Origin of the sequence: Pseudomonas sp. TWR2-1-1 (genome assembly GCF_049897045.1) — a bacterium.
GTDB classification, from domain to species: Bacteria; Pseudomonadota; Gammaproteobacteria; order Pseudomonadales; family Pseudomonadaceae; genus Aquipseudomonas; species Aquipseudomonas versuta.
This window is the reverse complement of record NZ_JAFCVM010000007.1, coordinates 21,254-47,321: the sequence shown is the minus strand read 5'-3', so window position 1 is coordinate 47,321 and position 26,068 is coordinate 21,254. Positions and strand designations below refer to the sequence as shown.

Genomic DNA, 26,068 nt, shown 5'->3' with positions numbered 1-26,068 from the left:
GCTCAAATAGCCGGGCCCTGACGCAGTCGAGAGGAATGCATGAAACTGGAAATCTTCCGCACGTTGTGGGGCTTTACTGCCAGCAAGGCACAAGCCCTGGATGAATTGCTCACTGCCGGTTTCAATGGCATCGAAGCCCGCTTGCCACTGCAGGCCGGTGAGCGTGGCGAGTTCGGTGCTTTTCTGCGCAGCAATCACGTTCCCTATATCTGCACCCTGTTCAGTGACGCCGATGTCTTGCCCGATCAGAGCGCCACGCCGGCCCGACACCTGGCGGACATTGATCGCAAACTCGGCCTGGCCTCTGAGCTGTCCCCGCGTTTCGTCAATCTGCTTGCGGGCAACGACCGCTGGCCTCTGGCGGTGCAGGTGGAGTTCTTTGGCCACGCCATGGAGCTGGCCGCCAAGCATGGCGTGTTCTGCAGTTTCGAAACGCACCGCGCCCGTTCCCTCTACAGCCCATGGGTGACCCTGGAGCTGATCCGCCAATTGCCCCGGTTACGTTTCACCAGTGACATCAGCCATTGGGTGGTGTGCTGTGAGCGCTTGCTGGACGACCCGGCCGATGACCTTTCGAGCTTCGTTGAACGGGTGCATCACATCCAGGCCCGGGTCGGTTATGACCAGGGCCCGCAAGTGCCGCACCCCGGCGCCCCGGAATATGCCCGTGAACTGGCCTTTCACCAGGGCCACTGGCAAGCCGTCTGGGCTTCGCAGCAGCAACGCGGCTATTCGGTCAGCACCCTGACTCCGGAGTTCGGGGCCGATGGCTATCTGCATCACTTGCCGTTTACCAACATGCCGGTGGCCGATCTCTGGACCTTAAACCAGTGGATGGGCCGCACCGAACGCGAACACTTCGACCGCTTCATCCGTGAAGGAGCCCACCATGAGTAATGCCTCGCCAACCCTGGCCAACTTCAACAGCATTCCGGTGGTCAATATTGCCGGGCTGTTCAGCATCGAACTGGAGCATCGCCTGGCTGTGGCCGAGCAATTGGGCCGGGCCGCCAGTGAAGTGGGTTTTCTGTACATCACCGGGCACGGCATCGATCCGGCGCTGATCGAAGGGTTGCGCCAGGCCGCCAGGGATTATTTCGCCCAGCCGCTGGACGCCAAGATGCGCCACTACATCGGCACTTCGCAGAGCCACAAGGGTTTCGTGCCCGAGGGTGAAGAGGTGTATTCCAAGGGCAAGCCGGACCATAAAGAGGCATTCGACATTGGCTACGAGGTGCCTGCCGATGACCCGCTGTTCCTCAACGGCACACCGCTGCTGGGGCCAAATCACTGGCCTGACGTACCGGGCTTCCAGCACGCGGTACAGAGCTATTACCAGGCCGTGTTCGCCCTCGGTCGGCGCCTGTTTGATGGCTTTGCCCTGGCCCTGGGGCTGGAGGAGGGCTATTTCGACGCTCTGGTGACTCGCCCGCCGTCCAAGTTGCGGCTGATCCATTACCCCTTCAACGCCGAAGCCGTGGACGCGCCGGGCATCGGTGCACATACCGATTACGAGTGCTTCACCATCCTGCATGCCGATCAGCCGGGGCTCGAAGTGCTCAATGACCAGAACCGCTGGGTCGACGCTCCGCCGGTGAGCGGGGCGTTTGTGGTGAACATCGGCGACATGCTGGAAATCATGACCGCCGGGACGTTTGTCGCCACAGCCCACCGGGTACGCAAGGTCGCTCAGGAGCGCTACAGCTTCCCGCTGTTCTACGCCTGCGATTACCACACCCTGATCAAACCGCTGCCGGCCTTTGCCTCTGACGCCCAGGACTACGAGGCGCTGGCAATTGGCGAGCACATGTGGGGCCAGGCCCTGCAAACCTACCAGTACCTGCAAAAGCGCGTAGCGAGTGGCGAGCTTGAATTGCCGTCCCGGGCCCGCAAGCCATCGAGCTTCGGTCACCTGAAAAACACTGCCACTCAATCCTGAAAACACCCACGGAGCTTGCCACGATGAAAACCCACTACGCCCTGACCCGACTCAGCCTCCTGACCGCCGGGCTATTGTGCGCCGGTGCCGCCTTCGCCAGCACCGCAACCCCCGGCGAGTTGAAGGTCGGCATGGAAATCACCTACCCGCCGTTCGAGTCCTACGACGCGAATAAAAATGTGGTCGGCTCCGACCCTGATCTGGCCCGCTCACTGGCCAAGGCGATGGGGGCCAAGGCCAGCTTCGTCGATACCAAGTTCCCCAACTTGATCAACGGCCTCAACGCCGGGCACTACGACGCGATCATCTCCGGCATGTACATCACCCCCGAGCGCCAGGCTCAGGCGCGCACCATCCCCTATGCCAACACCGGCGCCGCAATCATGGTGCCCAAGGGCAGTGATTTGAACCCTCAGGTGCCCGAGGACTTGTGCGGCCTGAAGATCGGCCTGGAGCAGGGCACCACCTGGAGCGGCAAGTTTAACGAGCTGTCCCGCGACTACTGCGTGCCCAACAACAAGGGCGCGATCACTGTCCAGGAGTTCCCCTCGGCCCCTGAAGTGACCCAGGCACTGTTGTCGAAAAACGTACAGGCCCAGGTGGAAATCGCCGGTGCCGCACACATGATCGCCCAGCGTACCAACGGCCGGGTGGTGGTCACTTCGCACAAGCTGGTGTACCCGCAGACCCTGGGCATCTACGTCAAGAAAGACGCAGAGGACACGTATCAGGCGCTGGTCAAGGCCCTGGCCGAGAGCAAGGCCAACGGTGAGTACGCCGCGATGCTCAAGACCTATGACCTGGAACCGGTCTCCGAGTAATGCCTGAAATCGCGCCCTCGCCAGAGGGCGCGACTTGTGTGAGGTGTCTATGCAATTTGATTGGTCTTACTTTTTTTCGCTGTTTTCCATGTCGGACTTTTGGGCAGCGAGCCTCACCGTCATCGAGCTAAGCACCCTGGCCTGGTTCCTGGGCATGCTGCTGGGTTTTGTCCTGGCATCGGCCAAGCTGTCGCGCTCGCCCTTGTTGCGGATCCCGGCGTCAATTTACATCTGGTTCTTTCGCAGCATTCCGCTGCTGGTGCTGGTGGTATTCATCTACAACCTGCCCCAGTTGCTGCCGGGAACCGGACCGATCCTGTCGGTGCCGTTCTATTCCGGCCTGCTGGCACTGGTGGTGACCGAGGCCGCCTACATGGCGGAAATTCATCGTGGCGGGCTGATCTCGGTCGCCAAGGGCCAGAAGGAAGCCGGCCGCGCGCTGGGTATCGGCGTGTTCGGCCTGCAACGGCTGATCGTGATTCCCCAGGCTTTTCGTATCTCATTGCCGACCTTGATCAACGAATACATCACGGTGGTCAAACTGACTTCGCTGGTGTCGGTGATTTCATTGACCGAACTGCTGACGGTCGGCCAGCGCCTGTACGCGCAGAACTTCCTGGTGATGGAAACCCTGGCGGCAGTGGGGGTGTACTACGTGCTGATCGTCACCGTATTCGGCTTCGCCCTGCAGCGTCTGGAAAACTATCTGGATCTCAGCCAGCGCACCCCGCAAACCCTGGACAGCATCTCGGCTCGGGGGCTGCGGGACAATCTGCCGGTCACGACGCCAGTCAAGACCGCCACTGCGGCCAAAGGCGCCGCCCCGGCCTTGCAACTGCAAGGCGTGCACAAGCGCTACGGCGATCATCATGTGCTCAAGGGCATTGACCTGAAGGTGCAAAGTGGCGAGGTGATTTCCATCATCGGCCCGTCGGGCTCCGGCAAGACTTCGTTGATCCGTACGGTCAATGGCCTGGAAGCCATCGAGCAGGGGGAAATCCTGCTGTTCGGTGAAAGCTTCATCAATGCCGAGGACAAACCGGGCAATCTTCGGGTTCGCCAGGGCGTGCGGCGCATCGGCATGGTGTTCCAGAATTTCAACCTCTTCCCGCACCTGACGCTGCTGCAGAACATCAGCCTGGCGCCCCGTTACCATGGTGCCGGACGCGCCCTGAGCGAACAGCGCGCCTGCCAGTTACTGGACAAGGTCGGCCTGCTGGAGCATGTCCATAAATACCCCCATCAACTGTCCGGCGGCCAGCAACAGCGGGTGGCCATTGCCCGGGCTATGGCCATGGACCCGGACATCCTGCTGTTCGACGAACCTACTTCGGCGCTGGACCCGGAGCTGGTGGGCGAGGTGCTCAGCGTCATCGCCAGCCTGGCCCGCGAAGGCATGACCCTGTTGATTGTCACCCACGAGATGGACTTTGCCCTGTCGATTTCCGATCGGGTGATCTTCATGGAAAACGGCCTCGTACAGCTGGATGCATCGCCTGCTGCTATTCGCCAGGAGCCGGGGGCGCAAAGGGTCCGGCGTTTTATCGGGCTGCAAGAACCGCAGGCAGGGGAGGCCGGAGCATCGCCTGAGTGCTTCGTATCAGCCGGCTGATACTATTGCGCCCCCATGACAGAACAAGGACGCAAGACAGTGGACAGGGAAATTATCTTGATGCGCCATGGCCAGCCGGATCTGGTCAGGGTCGACAAGGTTTCAGCGCTCGACATGAAGCGCTGGATCGCCCACTACGACCTCTCTGAAATCGTTGACCAGCCCGCGCCGCAGGCCAGTGTGGAGCTGGCCGCCAGCGCCAAAGTGATCGTGTCGAGCAGTGCGCCCCGGGCGCTGACATCGGTTCGGGCGCTGGGCCTTGAACCGGCCCATGTCGATGAGATTTTCTGCGAAGCGCAGATGCCCCATGCACGCTGGACACAGCCACGCCTGTCACCCTTTACCTGGGCATTTATCCTGCGCATCTCATGGCTGTGCGGTTTCTCGGGGCAAGTCGAGTCAGCCCCCATGGCCAGGGCACGGGCCAAAACGGCAGCGCAACGGCTGCAGTCCCTTAGCGGCGAAGGCGCCGTGCTTCTGCTTGGCCATGGCTTTATGAATCGATTGATCGCCAAGCAACTGGAAGCCGGCGGATGGACCCGCCATCAAAGCAGTGGCAGCCGTTACTGGAGTGCCACGACTTATCGCAAGGCTCTAGCCACAGGCAGCCCGCAGGCTGACTGAGCCGTCAATAACAGGGTCGAGACCACCCGCCGGCTTGCCCGCGATGATCCCGTACACACCGCAGTCATCCTGTCAGTGCGCGTTATCTTAGAACAGCTCGCGAGCAAGCTCGCTCCTACAGGGGGGCTGCTTGATGGGCTCAGGATTTGATGAAAATCTGCGCCGCATTCCCCCCCAGCCCCTCGGCCCCGACGTAAAACCGGTTAACCCGTTTGTCATAGACAATCGGGTTGACCAGTGTCGAGATCCCCAGGTCGGGCAGGTCTTCAATAATGATTTTCTGAAACTCGCTGAACAGCGCAAATCGTTTTTGCACGTCGGTTTCCACAGCCGCGGCTTCGAGCAGCGAGTCGACTTTCGGGTTGCTGTAGTGCGCGCCGTTGGAGAAGGGCACCCCGGGCTGGAAGTTCTTTGACCAGTACAGGCGCTGCACGCCCACGGTCGGGTCGAACAGGTTGCTCATGCCGTTGAGGGTGAAGTCGAAATCGCGGTCGGTGTAGACCCGTTTGACGTAGGTGGCGAAGTCCTGGGAGCGCAAGGTCACCTGGATCCCGATCTTGGCCAGGGCCTGTTTGATGTAGTCGGCGGTGCGGCGGTAGGTTTCCGGGCCGGGCAGCGGATCCAGGGTCAATTTGAAGCGCACGCCGCTGGCATCCCGGGGCAGGCCGGCGTCGTCGAGCAGCTGGTTGGCCCTGGCCACGTCGAAGGCGTAACGCGGCAGGTCGGGGGCATGGAAGTTTTTCATGTCGGGGCTGATCGGCCCGTACAGCGGCTGGCCGTAGCCCAGGAAAATAGTCTTGCGGATGAACTCCAGGTTGATCGCGTGGGCGATGGCGGCCCGTACCGGGTGGTGTTGCAGGTAAGGGTTGTCGAAGTTGAACTCAACCCGGGTGATGCCGTTGATGTAGGGCTCGCCGCGGTCCTCGATAGCCAGGCGCGGGTTGTTCTTGATGCGCTCGATGTCACTTAGCGGCACGCCACCGGTGGAGATGTCGATTTCCCCGGCTTCCAGTGCCGCCACCGTGGCTGCCGAGTCGGCGATAAAGCGCACGATAATCCGGTCCAGATACGGCTTGGGCGCATCCCAGTAGTCGGGGTTGCGGTCGAGGATGAGATGGCTGCCGCGCACCCACTCCTTGAACACGAACGGGCCGGTACCGATCGGCGCGGTGGCGTTGGCGTTGGCGTGGGTCTGCGGTGGGGCATCGCGATACACGTGTCGGGCCACGATCGGCGACTCGCAGGCCGCCAGCGCCGTCAGCAGATACGGCGCCGGTTTGCTCAATTTGAGTTGCACCAGATACGGGTTGATCGCAGTCACCTCAGTGACGTTGGCGAAGGTCGCCCGGCCTCGGGGGTTGGAGGCCTTGAGGGTTTGCAGGGAAAACACCACGTCATCGGCGCTGAAGTCCTGCCCGTCGTGCCACTTCACACCCTGGCGCAGGCTGAAGGTGTATTGCAGGCCGTCGTCGCTGACGGTCCAGGCCGTGGCCAGTTGCGGTAATGGCTTGAGGTCGAAGTCGTAGGTCAGCAAACCCTCGGTGACCTTGCCGGTGATGTACACCGCCGCCCCGGCGGTATGGGTCAGGTTGACCAGAATCGGCGGTTCGATGGCGATGTGCATTTTCAACGTCCCGCCGCGCACCGGCGGTTCGTCGGCAAATGAGAAGCGCGGGGTCAGTTGCAGCAGCGTAGTGGTGGCGCTGGCGTAAACCAGCAACTGGCGTCGGGTCAGGCTCATGGTGGCATCCGGTGCGGCTCGGGTCCGCTTGGCGAACCCGGCTCGGGTGAGAGAAAGTCAGCGAGGGGTACGGCCTTCGACCGGATGGCCGGGGTCGGTATAGCCCGGGGTCGAGGTGTGGCCGGGGCTGACCAGCTGGTCGACGAAGGCTTCGTCTTCGGCTGTGATCTTCACTTTCAGCGCCCGCAAGTACTGATCCCACTGCGCTTCGGTGCGCGGGCCGGCGATGGCCGAGGTCACCTGACGGTTGTTGAGGACCCAGGCCAGGGCGAAATCTGCCGGCGTAATATCGCGGCCGCTCAGGTGTTCCTGGATACGTTGAGCCACGGTCAGCGACTCTGGACGCCACTCGGTTTCCAGCACCCGTTTATCGCTGCGCCCGACCCGCGAATCGGCGTCCGGCTTCTCGTCGGGACGGTACTTGCCGGTCAGCACACCACGGGCCAACGGGCTGTAGGTGACCACGCCGAGCCCGTAGCTATTGGCTGCCGGGATCTGCTCGGCTTCGGCGGTACGGTTGACGATGTTGTAGAGCGGCTGGCTGGCAACCGGGCGGTCGATGCCCTGTTCGTCTGCCAGTTGCGCCACCTCGGCAATGCGCCAGCCACGAAAGTTCGACACCCCGAAGTGGCGCAGTTTGCCCTGTCTGATTAGGTCGGCGATGGCGCGTACGCCTTCACCCAGGGGCGCGTCAAAGGTGGCGTGATGGAAATATAGAATGTCGATGTAGTCGGTGCCCAGGCGCCGCAGGCTGTCTTCCACCGACTGGATGATCCACTTGCGCGATTGACCGCCAATGTTAGGCCGACCGGCCCGCGAGTAACCGAACTTGGTGGCCAGCACCCAGTCCTGACGGTTGCCCTGGAGCGCCCGGCCGACCACGGTTTCGGACTGGCCGTCATGGTAGACGTCAGCGGTGTCGATAAAGTTGATGCCCTGATCGAACGCCGTGGCGATGATGCGACGGGACGTGGCTTCATCGGTGGGACCGCCGAACATCATGCTGCCCAGTGTCAGCGGTGAAACCTTGAGGGCACTACGGCCCAGATAGCGATAGTCCATAACATGTACTCCAGGGTTATTTGCGGCCTTGGGCCTGTGCGGGATTGAAGGCGTCGGTCAGGCCGTCGCCAATCAGGTTGAACGCCAGAACGGTAAACAGGATGGCCAGGCCGGGTATGGCCGTCAGGTACCAGGCGCTGCGGATCTGCTCTCGACCGCTGCCGATCATGCTGCCCCAGCTCACCTGATTCGGGTCGCCCAGGCCCATGAACGACAGTGCGGACTCCATCAATACAGCCGATGCCACCATGATAGAGGCCGTCACAATCAGGGTCGGCAGGATGTTGGGCAGCACTTCGCAGACGATAATGCGCAGGTGCGTATAGCCGACACTGCGGGCTGCAAGAATGTATTCGCGCTCGCGAATCGAGCGCACTTCGGCGCGAACCAGGCGGGCGACGGTGGGCCAGGAAATGATCCCGATGGCAAAAATCAGGGTCGGCACCGAAGGCTGGGCGATTGCCACCAGCGCCACCAGCAGCACAAAGCCTGGCATGGTCTGAAAAGTCTCGATCAAACGTTGCAGGCCATAGTCGATGCGCCCGCCGAAGTACCCGGCCAGGGCACCGATGCTCAGGCCCAGCAGCACCCCGAACAGGCTGGCGAGCAGCCCCACCTGCAGGGATACGCGGCCGCCGTGAACGATGCCGGCCATCAGGTCGCGGCCCATGGCATCGGTGCCCAGCGGGTAGTGCCAGTCCTGTCCCGGCCACAGCAGCGCATCGGCGTCCATCGCCAGCGGGTCGCCGGGATAGAGCACAGGCGCAAGCACGGCGAGGGCGGCGACGGCCAGCAAAAACAGCAACCCGGCAACCGCTGTCGGGTTGCGTAAAAAACGTTGCAGCGCAGCATTGCGCGGGGTGCTCATCGACGGCTCCCGATACGCGGGTCGAGCCAGCTTTGCAGCAGGTCCACCAGGACATTGGTGGCAATCACCAGCAATGACGACACCAGCAAAATGCCCAGCAAGACGTTGTAGTCGCGCGCCATCACCGCGTCGTAGGCCAGCCGCCCGAGGCCGGGCAGGCTGAACACGGTTTCGATCACTACCGCGCCGCCGAGCAGGCCGCCCAGGTGCAGACCGGCCATGGTGGTGATCGGCAGCAGCGCATTGCGCAGTACATGCTTGAAGGTGATGACCCAAGGCGACAGGCCCTTGGCGGTGGCCGTGCGCACGTATTCCTGGGCGCCGGCTTCGAGCATCGAGGCGCGGGTCAGGCGGGCATAAATGGCGATATAGATCAGGGCCAGGGAGCTGGCCGGCAGCGCCATATAGCGCAAGGTATCGAGCAGCGCCGGCCAGCCATGCAGGTCGGCGCCAATGGTCCCGGCGCCCCCGGTGGGCAACCAGCCGAGCTTGACCGAGAACACCACGATCAGCATCAGGCCGATCCAGAAACCGGGCACTGAATAGAAAAATTGCGCGCACATCGACAACAGGCGGTCCTGCCAGCGCCCCTGCCAGTGGGCCATCAACATGCCCAGGGCGATGCCCAGCAACAGCGAGAAAAACAACGCCAGCAGCATCAGCGTCAGGGTGGTACCCAGGCGCTGTGAAATCAGGCTTTCAACCGATGCCCCGTAGCGCGGCGAATACCCCAGGTTGAAGTGGGCCAGGTTGCTCAGGTAATGCCACAGCTGGACGGGGTTCGACTGGTCCAGGCCAAACTGACTGCGCAGCGCTGCCAGACTTTCTTGAGTGGCCGAGCCGGACTCGCCGGCCATCACATCGGCGGCATCCCCCGGCGCAAGTTGCAGTAATAGAAAGTTGATTAATAAAATACCGAACATGGTCGGCAATGTATGTAATAGCGCCCGCCAGAAGGCGGCGTTTAATGTCAGGAGGATTTTCATGGATGGACCCCGTCAAGTGCGCCGCTATTAACGGGGTGCTTATAACCTTTGTCAATAAATGAAAAAGTTCTATTGTTATACGTTTTAGTGCATCTAAGCATAGACAAAAAAGATATACGCCGACCCAATGCCAATGATTGACGGGCCGGCGAGCGATGATTACTGTCGGTCCCCCAGCCAAACTACCGGGTTGGGTAAAGTTGGGTGAAGTTGAGTAAAACACAAAAAGTTATAAGGTCTGCTCTAAAGTAGCAGAACACTTTAATACGCTCGTTAGATGAGGCAAGTGTGACGCTTAATCAAACTGTTAATGTCCGCTCAGTTCAGCCCCTGGCGTCTGCTGGTACTGACCTGCACGGGATGCTGGGGCGTATACCGGATCTGGTTCAGGAGATTGCCCGGGACGCCTCCCGCCGCGACCTGGAACGCGAGTTGCCATTTGCCGCCTTTGGCCTGATCCGCGAGGCAGGGCTGGGTGCCCTGCGTATACCCCGGGCCCTCGGCGGGCCTGGCGCCAGTGTCAGTGACTACATCGAAATGATTGCCACGCTGGCCAGTGCCGATCCGAATGTGGCCCACGCATTGCGCTCGCATTTCAACTTCACCGAAGCGGTCATTCATAGCCCCGACAGCCCGGAAAAACGTGATTACGTCAGCAAAATCCTCGACGGCAAGCTGTTTGCCGGGGCCCATACTGAAGTCGGCGCGCCACTGGGTACGATCCTGACGCGGCTCACCCGCACAGGTGACGACTATCGTCTGAACGGCAAAAAATGGTACGCCACCGGTTCGGCCTATGCAGACTACCTGTCATTTTCCGCGACCAACGATGAGGGCCAGCTGATTTCCGTACTGCTGCCTGCCGATCGCCCGGGGATCAACATTCTCGATGACTGGGACGGCATGGGCCAGCGCCTGACGGCCAGTGGCGGGGTGTTGCTCGATAACGTGCAAGTGCTGGCAACCGAGCTCAAGACCCGCAGTCACAATGCCGATGTCGGTCGCCATTGCTCGACATTGCGCCAGTTGCACCTGGCGGCCTGCGCCGCAGGAGTGGTGCGCAACATCCGCGAGGATGCCCTGGGGTATGTACGCAAACAGGCGCGGGCAGCGATGCATAGCCCGGCGGATAGCGCCCGTGATGATCAGTTTGTACAACAGGTGGTCGGTGAAATTGCCGCCAACGCTTACGCCGTGGATGCGTTGATTGCCCATACCGCGGGTATTCTGGATGCCGGTTCGCAGGCTTTGTTCAATGCCGATCCTGCGCTGGATCAGCAATTGATTGAGGCATCCATCAGCAATGCCCAGATGCAGGTAGTGGTGGCCAGGCTGGCCTTGCGTTCGGCTGAAGTCATGTTTGAAGTGGGCGGCGGTTCTGCCACGTCGCGAAAATATAACTTTGACCGGCACTGGAGAAACATAAGAACGGTATTGAATCACAACCCGTTATTGCACAAGGCGCGTGTAGTAGGGGACTTTTATATTAATGATACAACCACCCATCTTCGAGAAGGGCTGGTGTTTTAAGTTGCACTTTTGTCAGCCATTAGTGTTGTCCGTTTGATAACCGCATTTAATAGCGCGCACGACCCCGCCAGGTACCGCATCTCATAATCCTTGTTAGATGGCCAGGAACGTCCACCACGCCAGCAATAAATTGATTTTTTGCAGGTAGTTCATGAATGTTCATTTAAATACCCTTCGCTCGCCGCTGAGTCTGATGGTGTCCATCGGCGTCATGTCGCTGTGCGGCAGTACCGCGGCGTTCGCCGATGATGTTGTGCGCAGTGCCGAGCACTCCGGCAAAAGCGACAACGCACTGGAAACAGTGGTGGTCACCGGTTCCCGGGCCGAGTCGCGCACCGTGGCCCAGAGCCTGGCGCCGATTGATGTGATCAGTGCTGACGACCTGGCCCGTTCCGGCAAACAGAACTTGCGCGACGCCCTTGCGGCACAGGTACCTTCCTACAGCAATGACGCCGGCTTCACCGGCGCCACCGGGATCGCCGTGAAGTCGGCCACCCTGCGTGGTCTGGGCGGCAACTCGGTGCTGGTGCTGGTCAATGGCAAGTGTCGGCACAACACCGCGCAGATCTTCCACCAGTCGTCGTCGACCTCTAACGGCCAGTCGCCGGTCGACCTCGACCTGATCCCGGTCAGTGCCGTCGATCACATCGAAGTGCTGCGGGACGGGGCTGCCGCGCTGTATGGCTCGGACGCCATTGCCGGGGTGATCAATATCATCCTCAAGAGCAATAAAAGTGGCGGCCAGGCCTCCGCGATTTACGGTCAGTACGGCGAGCGGGTCGGACACAAGGGCAACTTCGGGGCCACCGGTGAAACCCTGTTCAACCAGGGTTTCGAACTTCCCAACGACGGTTTTTTCAACGTCAGCGGCGACGTCAAGATTCAAGAGACCAGTAACGTCGCGGGCGCGGTACCGGACCGGACCAAAATCTATTCTGGCAACGACCCACGCGAATTCGACGAAAGCCGCAACCGTCAGATCATGGGCCAGCCTCGAGCCCAGACTTACAGCTTTGCCTATAACGCTGAACTGCCGCTCAACGATGCGCTGGACTTCTACTCGTTCACCACCTTCAGCCATCGCGATTCCACAGGCTTCGGAACCTACCGGACGGCCAACTCGGCGCAGAATATTCCTGAGATCTATCCGGACGGCTTCCTGCCCAAATTCCGCTCGGTGGAAGATGACTACCAAAGTGTCTTCGGCCTGAAGGGCAAGGATGTCCTGGGCTGGGACTGGGACCTCTCCACCAGCTATGGCCGCAACGATGTGCACTACCACAACGACGACTCGCTCAATGCCTCCTTCGGCCCGGACAGCCCCACCGATATCGACAACGGCGAAGCGATTTTCGGCCAGTGGACCAACAACCTCGACATCACCCGCTCGTTCGACACCGGCTGGTTTGAAAGCCCGCTGCACGTGGCCAGCGGCCTTGAATACCGGGTCGACAGTTATCAGATCCGCAAGGGTGAATACGCCTCCTATGCCGACGGCGGTTATGTCTACCCGGTGGGGTCGCCCAACGCCGGTAAACGCCCGAGTTCGGGTTCGGCCGGTTGGGGCGGTTTCAGTCCTGAGGCTGCCGGTAGCTGGGACCGTAGCAACACCGCAGGCTATGTCGACTTCACACAGAAGCTGACCAGCGATTGGGAGCTGAGCGTGGCCGGGCGTTTCGAGCATTACAGTGACGTTGGCGACACCGCCAGCGGCAAGTTGTCGACCCGTTATCAACTGACCCCGACTTTTGCCGTGCGCGCCGCGGTCAACAACGGTTTCCGTGCCCCTTCGCTACAACAGCAGCACTTTTCATCCAGCACCTCCGCCTGGAGCGCCAACCCGATTACCGGGGTGCTCAGCCAGACCATCACCACCTATGCGCCGCCAGGTTCGGCCGCCGCCGTGGCCCTGGGTTCCAAGGAACTGAAACCGGAGAAATCGCTTAACTACAGCTTCGGTTTCGTCTCCACGCCGATGAAGAATCTGGACATTACCGTCGACTTCTACCAGATCGACATCAAGGACCGGATCCTGCAGACCAGTGCCCTGAGCGGGGTCAATGACCCGAACATTGCCGCATTGCTGACCAATGCCGGGCTGAGCGCCAACCAGAGTGTCGCCTACTACGGCAACCTCGCCGATACGCGTACCCGCGGCATTGATCTGGTGGCGGACTACCGCACCGAATACGGACCCTACGGGCGTGGCAAGTGGACCCTGACCAGCACCCAGAGCCTGCAGGAGATTCGCAGCATCAATGAGCCCGACTCCCTGGCGGGCACCGGTGTGCAAGTGCTGGGGCGTGACAAGCAGGGCAACCTGACCAGCGCCTTCCCGAAAAACAAAACCTCGCTGTCCCACACCTGGTTCATCGACGACTTTGAAGTGGCAATCAAGGAATCGCGCTTTTCGGCCGTAACCGGCAAGAGCTACTACAACGCCGACCGTGACGAGAAGGTCAAGCCGGCCTATATCACCGACCTGGACGTGGCCTACAACGTCAGCGACCAGTTCAAGGTGTCGGTGGGCGGTCTGAACATCTTCAACAAACGCCCCGAACAGCTGAGCGAACAGGCCAAGCTCTATTACTTCATGCCGGTCGATGACCCGGCCTACAGCTGGTACTCACCCTACGGTGTGGACGGCGCGTACTACTACGCCCGACTCGACTATTTCTGGTAATTGCGGCAGCGGGCCGGTGCTTGCCGACCCGGCTCGCCCCGGCATCGCCTAAAAAAGGACATCGAAATGGCTCAGCCCCACGTCAATCAACCGTTTGCCCGCGACACTTTTGCAGCCCCCCTGGACTTTGCCGACAGCCCCTTGAGCAAGGCCCTGAAGCAGCCGCTGCTGCTGGGGGTGTTCCTCAACATGCAAGACATCCGGCTGAGCAATCACCCGACATCCAACACCTGGACCTTCGACTACAACGCGAAAATCGTGCAGCAGGCCGAAGCCCTGGGTTTTGAACTGGCCTTCAGCCGTACCCAGTGGTTGCCCAAGGGCGGCTATGACGGCGAAGCCTCGCTGGACTCTTTCATTGCCCTCGGTGCGATGGCGGCCATCACCCACAGCATCCTGCTGGTTTCCACCATCCATGTGCTGTATGGCCCGTTGCATCCGCTGCACATTGCCAAGTACGGCGCCACCCTGGACCACATCGCCAAAGGCCGCTGGGGCATCAATATCGTCACCGGGCATCGGCCGGTCGAGCATGAAATGTTCGGCCGCCCCCAGGTGGAGCATGACGAGCGCTACCAGTTGGCCGGTGAGTTGTTTGACGTGCTCAACACCCTGTGGAGCAGCGACCGTAACTTCAGCTACGAAGGCCGCCACGGCTGGAAAATCAAGGACGGCTACATCACCCCCAAGCCACAGTTCGGCCGTCCGCTGCTGGTCACCGCCACTGGCTCCGAGGCCGGCATCGACTTCGCCGCCAGCCAGTCCGATCTGGTATTCATCACCAACTCGTCGGGCTCCGGGATCCGCGAAACCCTCGAAGACATTCCGGCCCACGTGCAGAACATCAAGGCCCGCGCCCGGCAATTAGGACGTGAGGTGCGCACCATCATCAACCCGATCATCGTCAGCCGCGACACCGAAGAGCAAACCCGCGAGTACCTGGAGGGGATCATCGGCAACAAGGTTCCCGGCAGCTTCGGCAACCACAAGGCATATGCCAGCGACGCCCACGCCTGGCGCGGGCGTACCGACGGTTCGCGCAATACCGGCCTGGGGCTGGGCGGCAACATTGAAATTATCGGTACCCCTGAGCAAGTGGTCGAGCAACTGGTGGCGCTCAAGGCCGCCGGTATCGACGGGGTGCAACTCAACTTTCACGACTTCGCGCTCGACCTGGCGCATTTCGGCGAACGCATCCTGCCGCTGCTCAAGCAGGCCGGGCTGCGCCTGTAACCGTTCGATCACCCTTTAAGGAGCAGTGCATGAGCCTCGAATTCATCGGCCATACCGGCAGTCGCAGCGGCGCAGAAACCATCGAGGCCAGCGGCCCGATCATCGACAAGGCCTACATCAAACATATGGCGCACACCGCCGAGGCCAACGGTTTCGACCGTCTGCTGATCGGCAGCTTTGCGACCTGGCCCGACAACAACCAGATTGCCGCCTACGTGCTGCACAACACCGCGCGTCTGGGGGTGATGCTCGCGCACCGCCCAGGGTTTGTCGCACCCACGGTGGCGGCCCGGCAACTGGCGACGCTGGACCAGTTCAGCGAAGGACGGCTGGCGGTGCACGTGATCAGTGGCGGTACCGATGAGGACCAACAGCGTGATGGCGATTTTCTCGCCCACGACGAACGTTATGCCCGCACTGCCGAGTACCTGACGCTGGTGAAAAAGGTCTGGCACAGCGAGCGGCCGTTTGATCATCAGGGCGACTACTATCGGGTGAAGGGCGCGTTGTCTTCGGTCAAACCATGGCAAAAGGGCGGGGTGCCGATTTACTTTGGTGGCTCCTCGGCAGTGGCTTTCGAAGTCGCGGGCCAGCATGCCGAGGTGTATGCCTTGTGGGGCGAGTCGCTGGCGCAAACCGCCGAGACCATCGCCAACGTGCGCCAGGCCGCAGCCAAATACGGGCGCGAGGATCAGATCAAATTCCTGCTGGCATTCCGGCCGCTGGTGGCAGACACCGAAGAGGCTGCATGGGCCCGCAGCCGTGAATTACTGGCTGCGGCCAAAGCCAAATACCCGGCGGCCCCGGCGTTGCATCAGAACATCGGTTCGCAGCGCTTGCGTGACGCGGCGGCGCAGGGCGCAGTGCTGGACCAGCGCCTGTGGACCGAGTTCGCCGCGGTCACCGGTGCTCACGGCAACTCCACGGCACTGGTTGGCACCCCGCAACAAGTGGCCGACGCCTTGCTGGAATACCACAGGCTGGGGATCGATAAATTCCTGATTCGCGGCTTCGATCCGGTGCCGGATACGCTGACATTCGGCCGCGATGTGATCCCGCTGGTGCGTGCTGCTGTAGCGCGTCATGCCTGAGCCCGGCCTGCTGCAACAACTGCTGGGTGAAGCGCGCCTGCCCTCGGCGGTACGGGTCGAACACGGACCATTGAGCCGGCTGCCCAGGTTGTTTCGCCAGCCGTTGCTGCAACAGCCTGATCGCCTGGCTGACGCCTACCGTGGCCCGCTGTCCTTTGGTCGCGGCTTGCGCTCGCCGCAGACGTTCGACAGTCGGGCCAATGCGGGTGCCTTGTTGCAATTGGGGCTTACCGTGTTCTTGCAGGACGTGGCGCCGACACTGCCCGGGGCGCTGGAGTTCCTGCGCCAACTGGAGCGCGAACTTGGGGCGGCGGCGGGCAGTGCGCGCCTGAGCGCGTTTGCTTCGGCGGGGGATGACGGGGTGTCCTGCCACTACGATGCCGAGGAAGTGATATCGATCCAGTTACTGGGGCGCAAAACCTTTCATGTGGCGCCGATGACCGAAATCGAGCAGCCCTGCGGTGCGCAGTTTGGTCCGGAAATGGTCGCAGTGGAGAATTTGTACGAACAGGCGCGGGACGGATTTCCTGATCCTGCGGGTGTGGCGTTCCAGGCCCATGAGATGCAACCGGGGTCGGTGTTGTATCTGCCCCGAGGGACCTGGCACCGCACCGAAGCACTGGAACCTTCGCTGTCATTGAGCATCGTGCTTCGCCCGCCGGTGCTGGCCGATGCCTTACTGGGCTGGCTACAGCCGTGGTTACTGGGGGATGCGCGCTGGCGCAAGCCTCTGTATGGCGCAGCGGATGCACACAGCCGCGAGCTGCAGAGCTTGCTCGGGGAGCTGGCGACGCGCTTGAAGCAAAATGCCGGGTCGACGATTCTCGACTGGAACGCCGCACCACCGGTGGACAGTGGCAGCCTGTTGCGAGTGCCAGGTGCGCGCCTGAGACTGACGCCAGCGGCCCGGCCCCGGGTTCGCTTAGAGGTCAGTGCACTGGATCGGGACTGGCGTTCACGCGTCACCTTCGACAGCGAAATCCCTGAGGCACTGGTGCCTGCCATCGAGTGGTTGCAGCGGCGCAAAACGGCGTTCGACTTGCAGACTCTGGGGCGACAGCTGCCGAAAATTGCCCCGGCAGATTTGCGCCAGCTTCTGGAGCTGCTGGTTAAAGCCAATGGTTTGCGCCAGCTGGTGCCGCGTTAATACAGAGACTGCGTGTGCTCGCGAGCCTGGCATTGCCGAAGTAATTTCAATCGCGGGCAAGCCCGCTCCCACAGGGGCGACGTATGCACTGTAGGAGCGAGCTTGCTCGCGAGCTTTTCATTGCGCGGGTCAGCCCAACCGCACATTGCTCAGGTTGCCGATGAAACCTGCGCCGCTGGTGTCCGTTAGATTCTGCACATCACGGCGAGCCAGCAATGCATCTTCGCTGGAAACAATCGGAATCCGTGGCAGGTCTTCCAGCACTCTTGTCTGTATCTGGTGGTACAGGTCCCGGCGGTGTACAGGGTCGTTGTCGACCTGTGCCTGTTCCAGCAACGCGTCTACCTGCGGGCTCGAATAATGTGTTGCGTTGGAGTACGCGACCCCCGACTGGATATTGCGCGACCAGTAAAACCGTTGCAGGCCGATGGCCGGGTCCGGGGCGGTGGAGGCCGGGGACAGGTTGGTGTCGAAGTCGTAACGGCCGTAAACACGGTCGATAAATTGCGCATAGTCCTGATTGCGAATCTCCAGCTTGACGCCGATTTTGCCAAAACTGCTGCGCAGGAAATTCGCGGTCTGCTGGTACAGCGGTGAAGGACTCGGGTCGTTTTTGATCCGCAGGCGGATGCCGTCCTTGTCCGGTTTAAGACCGGCTTCGTCCAGCAGGGCAGCGGCACGCTTGAGGTCAAAGGGGTATTGCGGTACCCCGGCACTGTAGAACTGCGGGAAGTTTTTCGGGATCGGCGAGTCGGCGATGGTGCCCTGGTCGAGCAGGATGTGTTTGAGGATAAAGTCTTTGTCGATAGCGTGGGCAAAGGCCTGGCGCACTCTTACGTCCTGGAACTGCGGGCGTTGCAGGTTGAATTCCAGGGCCATGATTCCGGTGCCGCCGTAGGTGTTGAGTTGGTCAATGACGCTCAGCGCCGGGCTGTTTTTCAGGCGCCTGATTTCACTGTTGGACAATGTGTCGGCATAGGCCACGTGTACCGAGCCGGTCTCCAGTGCCGCCGATACCGACGACGGGTCGGACATGAAGCGGTAGATCACCTGGTCCAGCAACGGCTTGCCGGTCTGCCAGTAGGCCGGGTTGCGTTCCAGGGTCAGGTAGTTGCCGCGTACCCATTCCTTGAGTCGAAACGGCCCGGTACCGATCGGTGCGATGTTGGCCGGGTTATTGAGGATGTCCGTGCCGGCGTAGAGGTGGCGCGGCAACACTTGCGAGTCCCGGGCGTTCAGGGCACTGAGCAGATAAGGGGTGGGCCGCGACAGGTTCCAGACGGCAGTCAGCGGGTCCGGGGTATCGACGCTTTGCACATTGGGAAAAGCCGAGCGCCCGCGCGAGCTGTACTTTTTCCATACCTGCATGACTGAAAACGCCACATCCGCTGAGGTGAACGGCTGGCCGTCATGCCACAGCACCCCGGGGCGCAGTTTGAAGGTCACTTGCAAACCGTCCGGGCTAAAGCTCCAGCTTTCAGCCAGTTGCGGTTGTGGGCCGTTGGTGGGGCTGAGGTAGAGCAGGCCGTCGAAAATTTTCGGCGAAATCAGCTGGGTCGCCGGTGCCGTAGTCAGGCCCGTGGTCAGCACCGTGGGCTCCGGGTTTTGCGCGATGATCAGGGTGCCGCCCGGGGTATCGCCATAACTCAGGCGCTGGCCCAGTAACCCGGCTGCAGCCGTTGAGACTAGCGAATAGCCGATGAACGTACGTCGATTAAACATGTGCAAAACCTTTGGGGGGTGAGGCTCCCCTTTGCGGGGAGCCGTACGCAGGTGGGCTACCAGTCGTAGCTCAGTCGCGCGTAATAGAACCCGCCGCCAATGCCGTAAGGCGTATTGCGGTTGGCGTAGGGGTCTTCATGGTTGATGGTCGAGGCCAGTGTGTCGGGCTGGTTGGGCGGGCGTTTGTTGAACACATTGTTGGCCCCGAGTGTGGCCTTGAGGTTGTCGGTCACCAGATAGCTGACGGCCGCGTCGGTGATGAAAGAATCGCTGGTGGTGGAGTCCTGGGCGCGGTTGAGTGCGTTGTTCACGGCGCGGGTTTTCGAGTAGTAGTGCTCGGTCAGTTGCACCATGAATTTGCCCAGCTCCCAGTCCAGCGAGGCACGGGCAATGTTTTGCGGCAACCCCTCTTCGAGCAGGGTGATGCGCTCGCGGTCCAGCAGGCTGAGCCCGGCATTTTTCAGCACGGCGGGGTCATTGACGCTTTTGACCTCGGTTTTATTGCGCGCATAGCTCAGGCCCCAGTGCGCCTTGCCGTAGCGATCGTAGTCGATGTCGTAGTCGAGCCTGAACTCGATGCCGCGGGTCTGGGTCTTGCCAAAGTTGGTGAAGTAGCGCACCTGCTGCTGGCTAGTGAGCCCGGCATCGATAAGCGCCTGCGCCACGGCCGGGTTGTTGAAACCGTTGAAGGCGCCGGTGAGGAAGATCCGGTCACGGATGTCGATCTGGTACAGATCCACCGATGCCGACAGGCTATCGGTGGGGGTGAAAACCAGGCCGAAGCTGGCGTTGGTGGATTTTTCCGGCTTGAGTTTTTTCGCCCCCAGGGCCTGGGCGGCCGGTGAGTCGGGACGCAAGGTGTCGTAGTAATAGGAGATGTACGAGGTGTTGGTGATCGGGTCGTTGACTGGCTGCACTGTCGCGCTTTGATAGTTCTGCTCGGCCAGTGACGGTGCGCGGAAGCCGTTGCTCAGGGTGCCGCGCACGGCCACCACCTCGTTGAACTGGTAGCGGTTGGAAAACTTGCCCGCCACCGCGGAACCGAAGTCCGAGTAGTTCTCGTAGCGCAGCGCCAGACCGCTGTCCCATTTCTCGGTGATCTGTTGCGCGAAGTCGACGTAGTACGCGGTATTGTGCCGCGCTTCGTCAAATTCAAACTGCGGGCTGAACCCGGTGAGGAAGGCTGAACCGGCCCCTGCCAGTTTGCCGCGCAGGTTCACTGCCGGATAATCATCGGGGTAGCGAAAACCGCCGCCGGCATAGGAGTAGTACTCGCCCGAGCCCAGTGACAGGCTGTCATAACGGTACTCGGTACCCAGCGTGACGTTTAACGGGTTGACGAACAGACCGGTATCGAAGGCGCGGCGGGCGGACAGCGAGGCGATGCTTTCAGCAAATTTGAGGTCGCCGGCGTGCATGTTCTGCAACGGTAGCAAGGCCCCGAACGAGGGGTTGGTGGTGTTGAGGACATTTATATCGGCGCGGTTCTGGCCGTAGCTCAGGCCCGCATCCCAGCTCCAGCCGAGGATGTCTTCGGCTTTGATCCCCAGGTTGACCTGCATGTCCTCTTCTTTGGTTTGCAGGCGCGAACTGTAGCCCCCGGGGGTGGTGATGACGTTGGCAGTAGCGTTGGTTTCCGAGCGGAACGAGCCCTTGGCCTCCGAGGTGCGGGGGCTGTAGGTGGCGAAGGAATACAGCTCCAGGTTGTCGTTCAGGGGCACGCCGAGGTTGTAGGCAAAACTGGTGCTTTCCTGGATCGGCACCACCTCGTAGTTCTCCGGCACATTGCGGTTGGCGGTGGCTTCACGCGGGTCGTTGGGCGCGGCGTAGATCTGCCAGATCGGTTGCGACGGATCTTTCCATGGTCCTACGGTGTGGCTGTCACCGGTCTTCAGGTAGGCCAGGCTGAGGTTGAGAAAACCGCCGTTGTCGCCCAGAGCAAAACCCGAGTTGAGGCCGCCGGTATAGGTGGCCCCGGCATCGCCCAGGCCACCGACTTTGGACACATCATGGTTGTACTCGCCATAGGACACGTCCGCCGAGCCGCCGGACGCTGCCGATTTGAGGATGACGTTGATCACCCCGGCAATCGCGTCCGAGCCATATTGCGCGGCCGCGCCGTCAGTCAGCACTTCAACCCGCTCGACCGCCGATATCGGGATCAGCCCCAGGTCGGCGGCGGAGGAGCCAAGGGTTGCGCCACCGCTGTTGTTGATCATCGAAGTGCCGTGACGGCGCTTGCCGTTGACCAGCACCAGCACCTGGTTGCCCGACAGGCCGCGCAGGGACGAGCCGCCGACGTTTTTCGCCAGGGCGCCGCCATTGCTGTTGATATTGATATAGGACGGGGTGACCAGTGACAGGGCACGGCGCAGATCACTGGCGCCGGTTTCGCGCAGGGTTTCGCCCTTGATCAGTTGCACGGGCGACAGGGCCTTGAGGGCCGTGGTCTCGACTCGGGAACCGGTAACAACCACGGTTTGCAGGCGCTCTTTGTCGTAATCGGTTTCGGCTTTGGCGCTGCCAGCGGGCGCGAAGGTAGCGGCGCCCATGGTAAATGCGACACCGAGGGTATGACGGCGGGAGTGAAGTGAGGACATGTGTTTGTGCCTGGTATTGCCTCTGCATTTTGTTAAGTGTGTGCAGTAGTGGGTCGACGCTGGCTGGTTTAAGCCTGGCAAGTGTGTGGGCTGATGCCACTCTTTGAATCGGGCAGAATTTTTGTCGGTGGTGGTTGCCTCCCGGCTCTGTTACGGGAGGATCAGCCCAGCAGGTGGTATTTGCCGATCAGGTTGAATTTCCACGCCACCGGATCGTGCACCGTGTGGGTACGGGCGTTGCGCCAGTGACGGTCGAAGCCGTATTCAAGGCGCGTCGAGCTGGCACCGCCAAGCTGGAACAGGGTATTGCTGGCCAGCAATGCTGCCTCGGTGGTGAGAATCTTCGCTGTCGCCAATGCAGCGGATACCTGGTCCGAAGGCCCGGGCCCCTGTTCGGCAGTGACCTGGTCGAAAAGCAGCGCGGCCCGTTCCAGCACCGCTTCGCCCGCATGAATGCGGGTGTGCAGATCGCCGATAATGGCCAGCACGTACGGGTCTTGTGCCACGGCTTCAACCCCGGTACGGGCGTAGGGGCGGGCGTGTTCACGGACGTAATTGAGCGTGTCGCTGAACGCGGCGCGGGCGATGCCCAGGTCGAGTGCACTGTGAAACAGATCGGGAATGCCATAGCTGTTGGCGCTGGTTTTGCCCAGTTCGGCATTCAGCACGTGGCTGTGCTCGACCTGCACGTTATCCAGCAGCAGGGTGCCGCTGGCAGTGGTGCGCTGGCCGAAGCCGTCCCAGTCATCAATGATGGTCAGGCCCGGTGCATGGCGATCTATTACGGCGGTTTTTGACAGGCCGTCCTCGTCCACGCAGCCGATGGAAATCAGTTGCGAAAACAGTGCACCCGTGGAGTAGGCCTTGGCCCCGTTGACCCGGTAATGCTCGCCTTCGCGGGTGATCCGGGTACGGGTAGTGCCTGCGGGCAGGCTGCCGCCTTCGGCGTGGCCGTTGCCCCAGCGATAGCCCTGCAGGATCTTGCCAAAGAACAGGCGTTGCTGTTCTTCGCGGCCCACGGCTTCGATCACGCTGCACGCCAGGATGATGCTCAGCAGCAGTTGCCCGATGGAGGCGTCCGCCTCGCCGATGGCCGCCACCACCTTGGTCAGGGTGAGGTAGGAGACATGCGCGCCGCCGTATTCACGGGGCACGCGGATGGCCAGCAAGCCGCTGCGTGCGCAGTCCTCCAGCTCCTGCCAGGGCAGCAGGCGTTCGACGTCGCGGCGCTGGGCGTTGAGTTTGAATTGCGCAGCCAGTTGTTCGGCGACCTGCACCGCCTCCAGGTCGCTGCGGATGATATGGGCCGGGCTGGCAGGTGGGGCGATGCCCGGGGGCACAATGGCGCGAAGTGGTTCGGTCATGGGTGGGTCCTGTTTCTTTGCTGTAGGAGCGAGCTTGCTCGCGAGCTTTATGCTGCGGTGAATCATTCAGGCCTGGGTCATCTTAATCGCGGGCAAGCCCGCTCCCACGGAGGCTGGCTGGCGTTCAGGCCTGATAACGGGCATCGGCGAAGTTGCCGTACAGCGCTTCCGAGGAGTTGAAAAAATCCTTCAGCTGTTTCTGGGTGACCACCACGACAGTCGGCGACACGATGGGGATCTTCGGCAGATCGGTCAGCACGATTTGCTGGAACTCGTCGTACCAGGCTTTGCGCTTGAGCGGGTCGACCTCGGACTGGCCCAGGTCCAGCAGTTCATCCACCCGTTTATTGGCATAGCGGGCGCCGTTGGAAAAGGCGATGCCGGGTTTGAAATTGCTCGAGTAATAGAACCGCTGCGTACCCATCACCGGGTCGGGGCCTGCGGTGGCACTGATCAGGGTGGTGTCGAAGTCGCGGCGGGTATAGACCCGGTTCACGTATTCGGGGAAGTCCTGGGAGCGGATCACCAGCTTGACCCCGATTTTGGCAAGATTGCTGCGCAGGTAATGGGCGATTTGCAGGGTTTCACTGGCCGGGTTGGGGTCGTTGAAAACGGTCAGGCGCACGCCATTAGCGTCTTTGACAAGGCCGGCTTCTTCCAGCAGCTCTTCGGCTTTTTTCAGGTCGAAGGGGTAGCGCGGCACGTTGTCGTTGTAGAAGTCGCTCATGCCCGGCGGGATGGTGCTGTAGGCCGGTTGGGCAAAGCCGAAATAGATGTTCTTGACCACAAAATCACGGTCGATGGCATGGGCAAAAGCCTGGCGCACCCGCAGGTCCTGGAACAGCGGTTTTTCCAGATTGAACTCCAGCCCGACCAGCCCGGGTGAATAGGGCGCGCTGATTTCGCTGACTTGCAGTTGGCTGATGCCGCGCAGGCGCTTGACGTTGCTCAGGGCCACGGACGCCAGTTGTACCGCCTGGGTTTCCAGGGCGGCCGAGGCAGCGGTGAGATCGGGAATGATGCGGAAGATAACGGCGTCCAGGTGCGGCTTGCCGGTGTCCCAATACTGCGCGTTGCGCACCAGATTGATCGACACCCCGCGATCCCAGCGCTCGAACTTGAACGGGCCGGTGCCGACCGGTTTGATGTTGTAGGGGTTGGTCAGCGGGTTAGTGCCGGCATACAAATGTTTGGGCAAGACCTGAGCATCGGTCGATGACAGCGCGGCCAGTAAATAAGGGGCCGGTGTCGACAGGGTCAGCACCACCTGCAGCGGCGTCGGCGTCTGGACCTCGCTGACCGGGGCAAAAGTGGTGATGCCGCGCGAGTTGAACTTGCGCCAGATGTTTTCCAGGGTAAACGCCACGTCATCCGAGCTGAACGGCTGGCCGTCATGCCAGGTGACCCCGGGACGCAGGTTGAAGGTGTAGACCAGGCCGTCGGCGCTGACCTGCCAGTCGGTGGCCAGGCGCGGCACTGGTTGGCGCTTGTCGTTATAGGACAGCAGGCCGTCGAACACCTTGCTGGTCACGGTATAGATGGTGCCGTCGGTGGTCAGTGCATTGGTCAGAATGGACGGTTCCGGGTATTGCGATACGACCAGCGTCTGTTTGCCGTCGACAGCGGCGAATACCCCGGATGCCTGGTTCAGCAGACCGGCCCCCGCCGTCAGAATCATGGAGTCCTTGATAAAACGCCTTCTGGAAATCGACATGCAGCACCTTTCGCAAAACAAGTAATAAGAAGACGCACGCATTCAGTTCTATGGTTAGAACTAAACGAGGCGTTTTATTAGTGTGGTGGTGAAGGGCTGTTCTGTTGAGTTCAGAACAGAGACGCGAGCCTAACGGATATTTTTCATCTTGTTCAAGGGTAATGGTTATAACGTTAAGTGCAGTTTCAATACCCAAAGTGATAATAAGTTTAGAACTTTTTTGTCAGTGTTAGAGGGCGCAAATTACTGTATTAGTGTTCGCCGTTAAAACAGTTCCCCTTTTAATTTATTGTGTTTGCAGAGAACTTAATGCTGACCCGTACTCTTTATCAGCGTTTGACCCGGCTTCTGAAATCGGGCTTTCGAGGGCCTCTGGTCCGTGCCTTGCCTACCGCTGCCGGGGTGATTGTTCTTAACTTTATTTTGTTGCAGATGGTGCCAGGTGATGCGGTGGATGCGCTGGTCGCTGAAGCCGGGTCGGCCAGCGCTGAAACCACCCAGTTGTTGCGTCAGCAATACGGGCTGGACAAGTCATCGCTGGCCCAGTTCGGTGATTACATCGGCCAACTGGCGCACCTGAGCCTGGGGGATTCGCCGCGGTATGGCCTTCCGGTTCTGGACGTAATTAGCCAGCGCCTGCCCAACACCTTGCTGCTGATGGGCCTGGCCCTGGGGATCTCCCTCGCAGCGGGAGTCAGCCTGGGGGTGGTGATGGCCCTGTGGGCAGGCAAATGGCCGGATCGGGTCCTGTCCTCGGTGGTGTTTGTTTTGTACTCGACGCCGGGATTCTGGATCGGGCTGATGGCCATCGTACTGTTTGCGGTCAAGCTCGACTGGTTGCCGGCGGGCGGCGACGGCACCATCGGTGCGGGGCTGGCGGGGGTCGACAAATTTGTCGACAAGCTGCGCTACGCCATTTTGCCGGCACTGACCCTGGCCAGTTTCTTCGTCGCCATCTACGCCCGGCTAACCCGCGCTTCTGTACTCGAAGTGCTGACTCAGGATTATGTGCGCACCGCCCGGGCCAAGGGCTTGTCGCCATGGCGCATCACCTGGCGACATGTGCTGCGCAACGCCTTGCTGCCGTTAACCACGGTGGTCGGCGCGCATCTGGGTGGTCTGCTGGGTGGCGCGGCTGTGGTTGAAACGGTGTTTGGCTGGCCGGGCATCGGCCGCCTGACCCTGGAAGCCGTACAGGCCCGTGAATACAAGGTGCTGCTGGGCATCCTGCTGCTGTCCTCGTTTATCGTGATCCTCGCCAATTTGCTGGTGGACTGGCTGCATACGCGGCTGGACCCGCGCATCGCGGCCCGGTTGAAGGGGGCTTGAGC

At 61.1% G+C, this 26,068-nt stretch carries 19 protein-coding genes; 11 read left to right on the top strand and 8 right to left on the bottom strand.

What is annotated here, in order from left to right; translation table 11 throughout:
- The first annotated feature begins 39 nt into the window (after positions 1–39).
- The 5 genes from ACP7BO_RS17750 to ACP7BO_RS17730 are packed head-to-tail and all read left to right on the top strand — an operon-like array spanning position 40 to position 4,996.
- Entirely contained in the window at positions 40–897 is an 858-nt protein-coding gene (locus ACP7BO_RS17750) for a sugar phosphate isomerase/epimerase family protein (protein WP_426211806.1), read from the top strand.
- Positions 890–1,939, top strand: a complete 1,050-nt coding sequence (locus tag ACP7BO_RS17745; RefSeq protein WP_397457168.1) for an isopenicillin N synthase family dioxygenase — start codon at positions 890–892, stop codon at positions 1,937–1,939. The genes ACP7BO_RS17750 and ACP7BO_RS17745 overlap by 8 nt, the downstream gene beginning before the upstream one ends.
- A gap of 23 nt (positions 1,940–1,962) precedes the next feature.
- Positions 1,963–2,760 (top strand): ABC transporter substrate-binding protein, encoded by a 798-nt coding sequence (locus ACP7BO_RS17740; RefSeq protein WP_060693331.1) that lies wholly within the window; start codon positions 1,963–1,965, stop codon positions 2,758–2,760.
- 49 nt (positions 2,761–2,809) lie between these two features.
- Positions 2,810–4,372: an amino acid ABC transporter permease/ATP-binding protein gene (locus ACP7BO_RS17735; protein ID WP_426211803.1), complete on the top strand. Its 1,563-nt coding sequence runs from the start codon at positions 2,810–2,812 to the stop codon at positions 4,370–4,372.
- Positions 4,373–4,411: 39 nt separating this feature from the next.
- Positions 4,412–4,996, top strand: a complete 585-nt coding sequence (locus ACP7BO_RS17730; RefSeq protein WP_426211801.1) for a histidine phosphatase family protein — start codon at positions 4,412–4,414, stop codon at positions 4,994–4,996.
- 139 nt (positions 4,997–5,135) lie between these two features.
- On the opposite strand, the gene ACP7BO_RS17725 is transcribed toward ACP7BO_RS17730, so the two are convergent.
- The 4 genes from ACP7BO_RS17725 to ACP7BO_RS17710 are packed head-to-tail and all read right to left on the bottom strand — an operon-like array spanning position 5,136 to position 9,653.
- Complete coding sequence (locus tag ACP7BO_RS17725; protein WP_426211799.1) at positions 5,136–6,737, bottom strand: ABC transporter substrate-binding protein; 1,602 nt, start codon at positions 6,735–6,737, stop codon at positions 5,136–5,138.
- Positions 6,738–6,794: 57 nt separating this feature from the next.
- A complete protein-coding gene (locus ACP7BO_RS17720; RefSeq protein WP_426211797.1) occupies positions 6,795–7,799 on the bottom strand; it encodes an aldo/keto reductase in 1,005 nt (334 codons plus the stop codon).
- Between the two features lie 16 nt (positions 7,800–7,815).
- A complete protein-coding gene (locus tag ACP7BO_RS17715; protein WP_426211795.1) occupies positions 7,816–8,667 on the bottom strand; it encodes an ABC transporter permease in 852 nt (283 codons plus the stop codon).
- The gene (locus ACP7BO_RS17710) at positions 8,664–9,653 is read right to left on the bottom strand and encodes an ABC transporter permease (protein ID WP_426211793.1); all 990 of its coding nucleotides are present in this window, start codon (positions 9,651–9,653) and stop codon (positions 8,664–8,666) included. The genes ACP7BO_RS17715 and ACP7BO_RS17710 overlap by 4 nt, the downstream gene beginning before the upstream one ends.
- A gap of 288 nt (positions 9,654–9,941) precedes the next feature.
- On the opposite strand from ACP7BO_RS17710, the gene ACP7BO_RS17705 reads away from it, so the two are divergent.
- From ACP7BO_RS17705 to ACP7BO_RS17685, 5 genes are all read left to right on the top strand, one after another.
- Complete coding sequence (locus tag ACP7BO_RS17705) at positions 9,942–11,183, top strand: acyl-CoA dehydrogenase family protein (protein WP_426211790.1); 1,242 nt, start codon at positions 9,942–9,944, stop codon at positions 11,181–11,183.
- Positions 11,184–11,334: 151 nt separating this feature from the next.
- Positions 11,335–13,866 carry a TonB-dependent receptor plug domain-containing protein gene (locus ACP7BO_RS17700; RefSeq protein WP_426211788.1) on the top strand — a complete coding sequence of 844 codons (2,532 nt, stop codon included), beginning with the start codon at positions 11,335–11,337 and terminating at the stop codon, positions 13,864–13,866.
- 66 nt (positions 13,867–13,932) lie between these two features.
- Complete coding sequence (locus ACP7BO_RS17695; RefSeq protein ID WP_426211786.1) at positions 13,933–15,099, top strand: LLM class flavin-dependent oxidoreductase; 1,167 nt, start codon at positions 13,933–13,935, stop codon at positions 15,097–15,099.
- Positions 15,100–15,128: 29 nt separating this feature from the next.
- Complete coding sequence (locus tag ACP7BO_RS17690) at positions 15,129–16,190, top strand: LLM class flavin-dependent oxidoreductase (protein ID WP_426211784.1); 1,062 nt, start codon at positions 15,129–15,131, stop codon at positions 16,188–16,190.
- Positions 16,183–17,337 (top strand): JmjC domain-containing protein, encoded by a 1,155-nt coding sequence (locus ACP7BO_RS17685; RefSeq protein WP_426211782.1) that lies wholly within the window; start codon positions 16,183–16,185, stop codon positions 17,335–17,337. Before ACP7BO_RS17690 ends, ACP7BO_RS17685 begins: the two co-directional genes overlap by 8 nt.
- Before the next feature lie 129 nt (positions 17,338–17,466).
- On the opposite strand, the gene ACP7BO_RS17680 is transcribed toward ACP7BO_RS17685, so the two are convergent.
- From ACP7BO_RS17680 to ACP7BO_RS17665, 4 genes are all read right to left on the bottom strand, one after another.
- The gene (locus ACP7BO_RS17680) at positions 17,467–19,059 is read right to left on the bottom strand and encodes an ABC transporter substrate-binding protein (protein WP_426211780.1); all 1,593 of its coding nucleotides are present in this window, start codon (positions 19,057–19,059) and stop codon (positions 17,467–17,469) included.
- Positions 19,060–19,115: 56 nt separating this feature from the next.
- A complete protein-coding gene (locus ACP7BO_RS17675) occupies positions 19,116–21,659 on the bottom strand; it encodes a TonB-dependent receptor plug domain-containing protein (RefSeq protein ID WP_426211778.1) in 2,544 nt (847 codons plus the stop codon).
- A 161-nt stretch (positions 21,660–21,820) separates the two neighbouring features.
- Positions 21,821–23,023 carry an SfnB family sulfur acquisition oxidoreductase gene (locus tag ACP7BO_RS17670; protein WP_426211776.1) on the bottom strand — a complete coding sequence of 401 codons (1,203 nt, stop codon included), beginning with the start codon at positions 23,021–23,023 and terminating at the stop codon, positions 21,821–21,823.
- 124 nt (positions 23,024–23,147) lie between these two features.
- Positions 23,148–24,737: an ABC transporter substrate-binding protein gene (locus ACP7BO_RS17665; protein WP_426211774.1), complete on the bottom strand. Its 1,590-nt coding sequence runs from the start codon at positions 24,735–24,737 to the stop codon at positions 23,148–23,150.
- Between the two features lie 309 nt (positions 24,738–25,046).
- On the opposite strand from ACP7BO_RS17665, the gene ACP7BO_RS17660 reads away from it, so the two are divergent.
- Positions 25,047–26,066: an ABC transporter permease gene (locus ACP7BO_RS17660; protein WP_426211773.1), complete on the top strand. Its 1,020-nt coding sequence runs from the start codon at positions 25,047–25,049 to the stop codon at positions 26,064–26,066.
- The last annotated feature ends 2 nt before the right edge of the window (positions 26,067–26,068 follow it).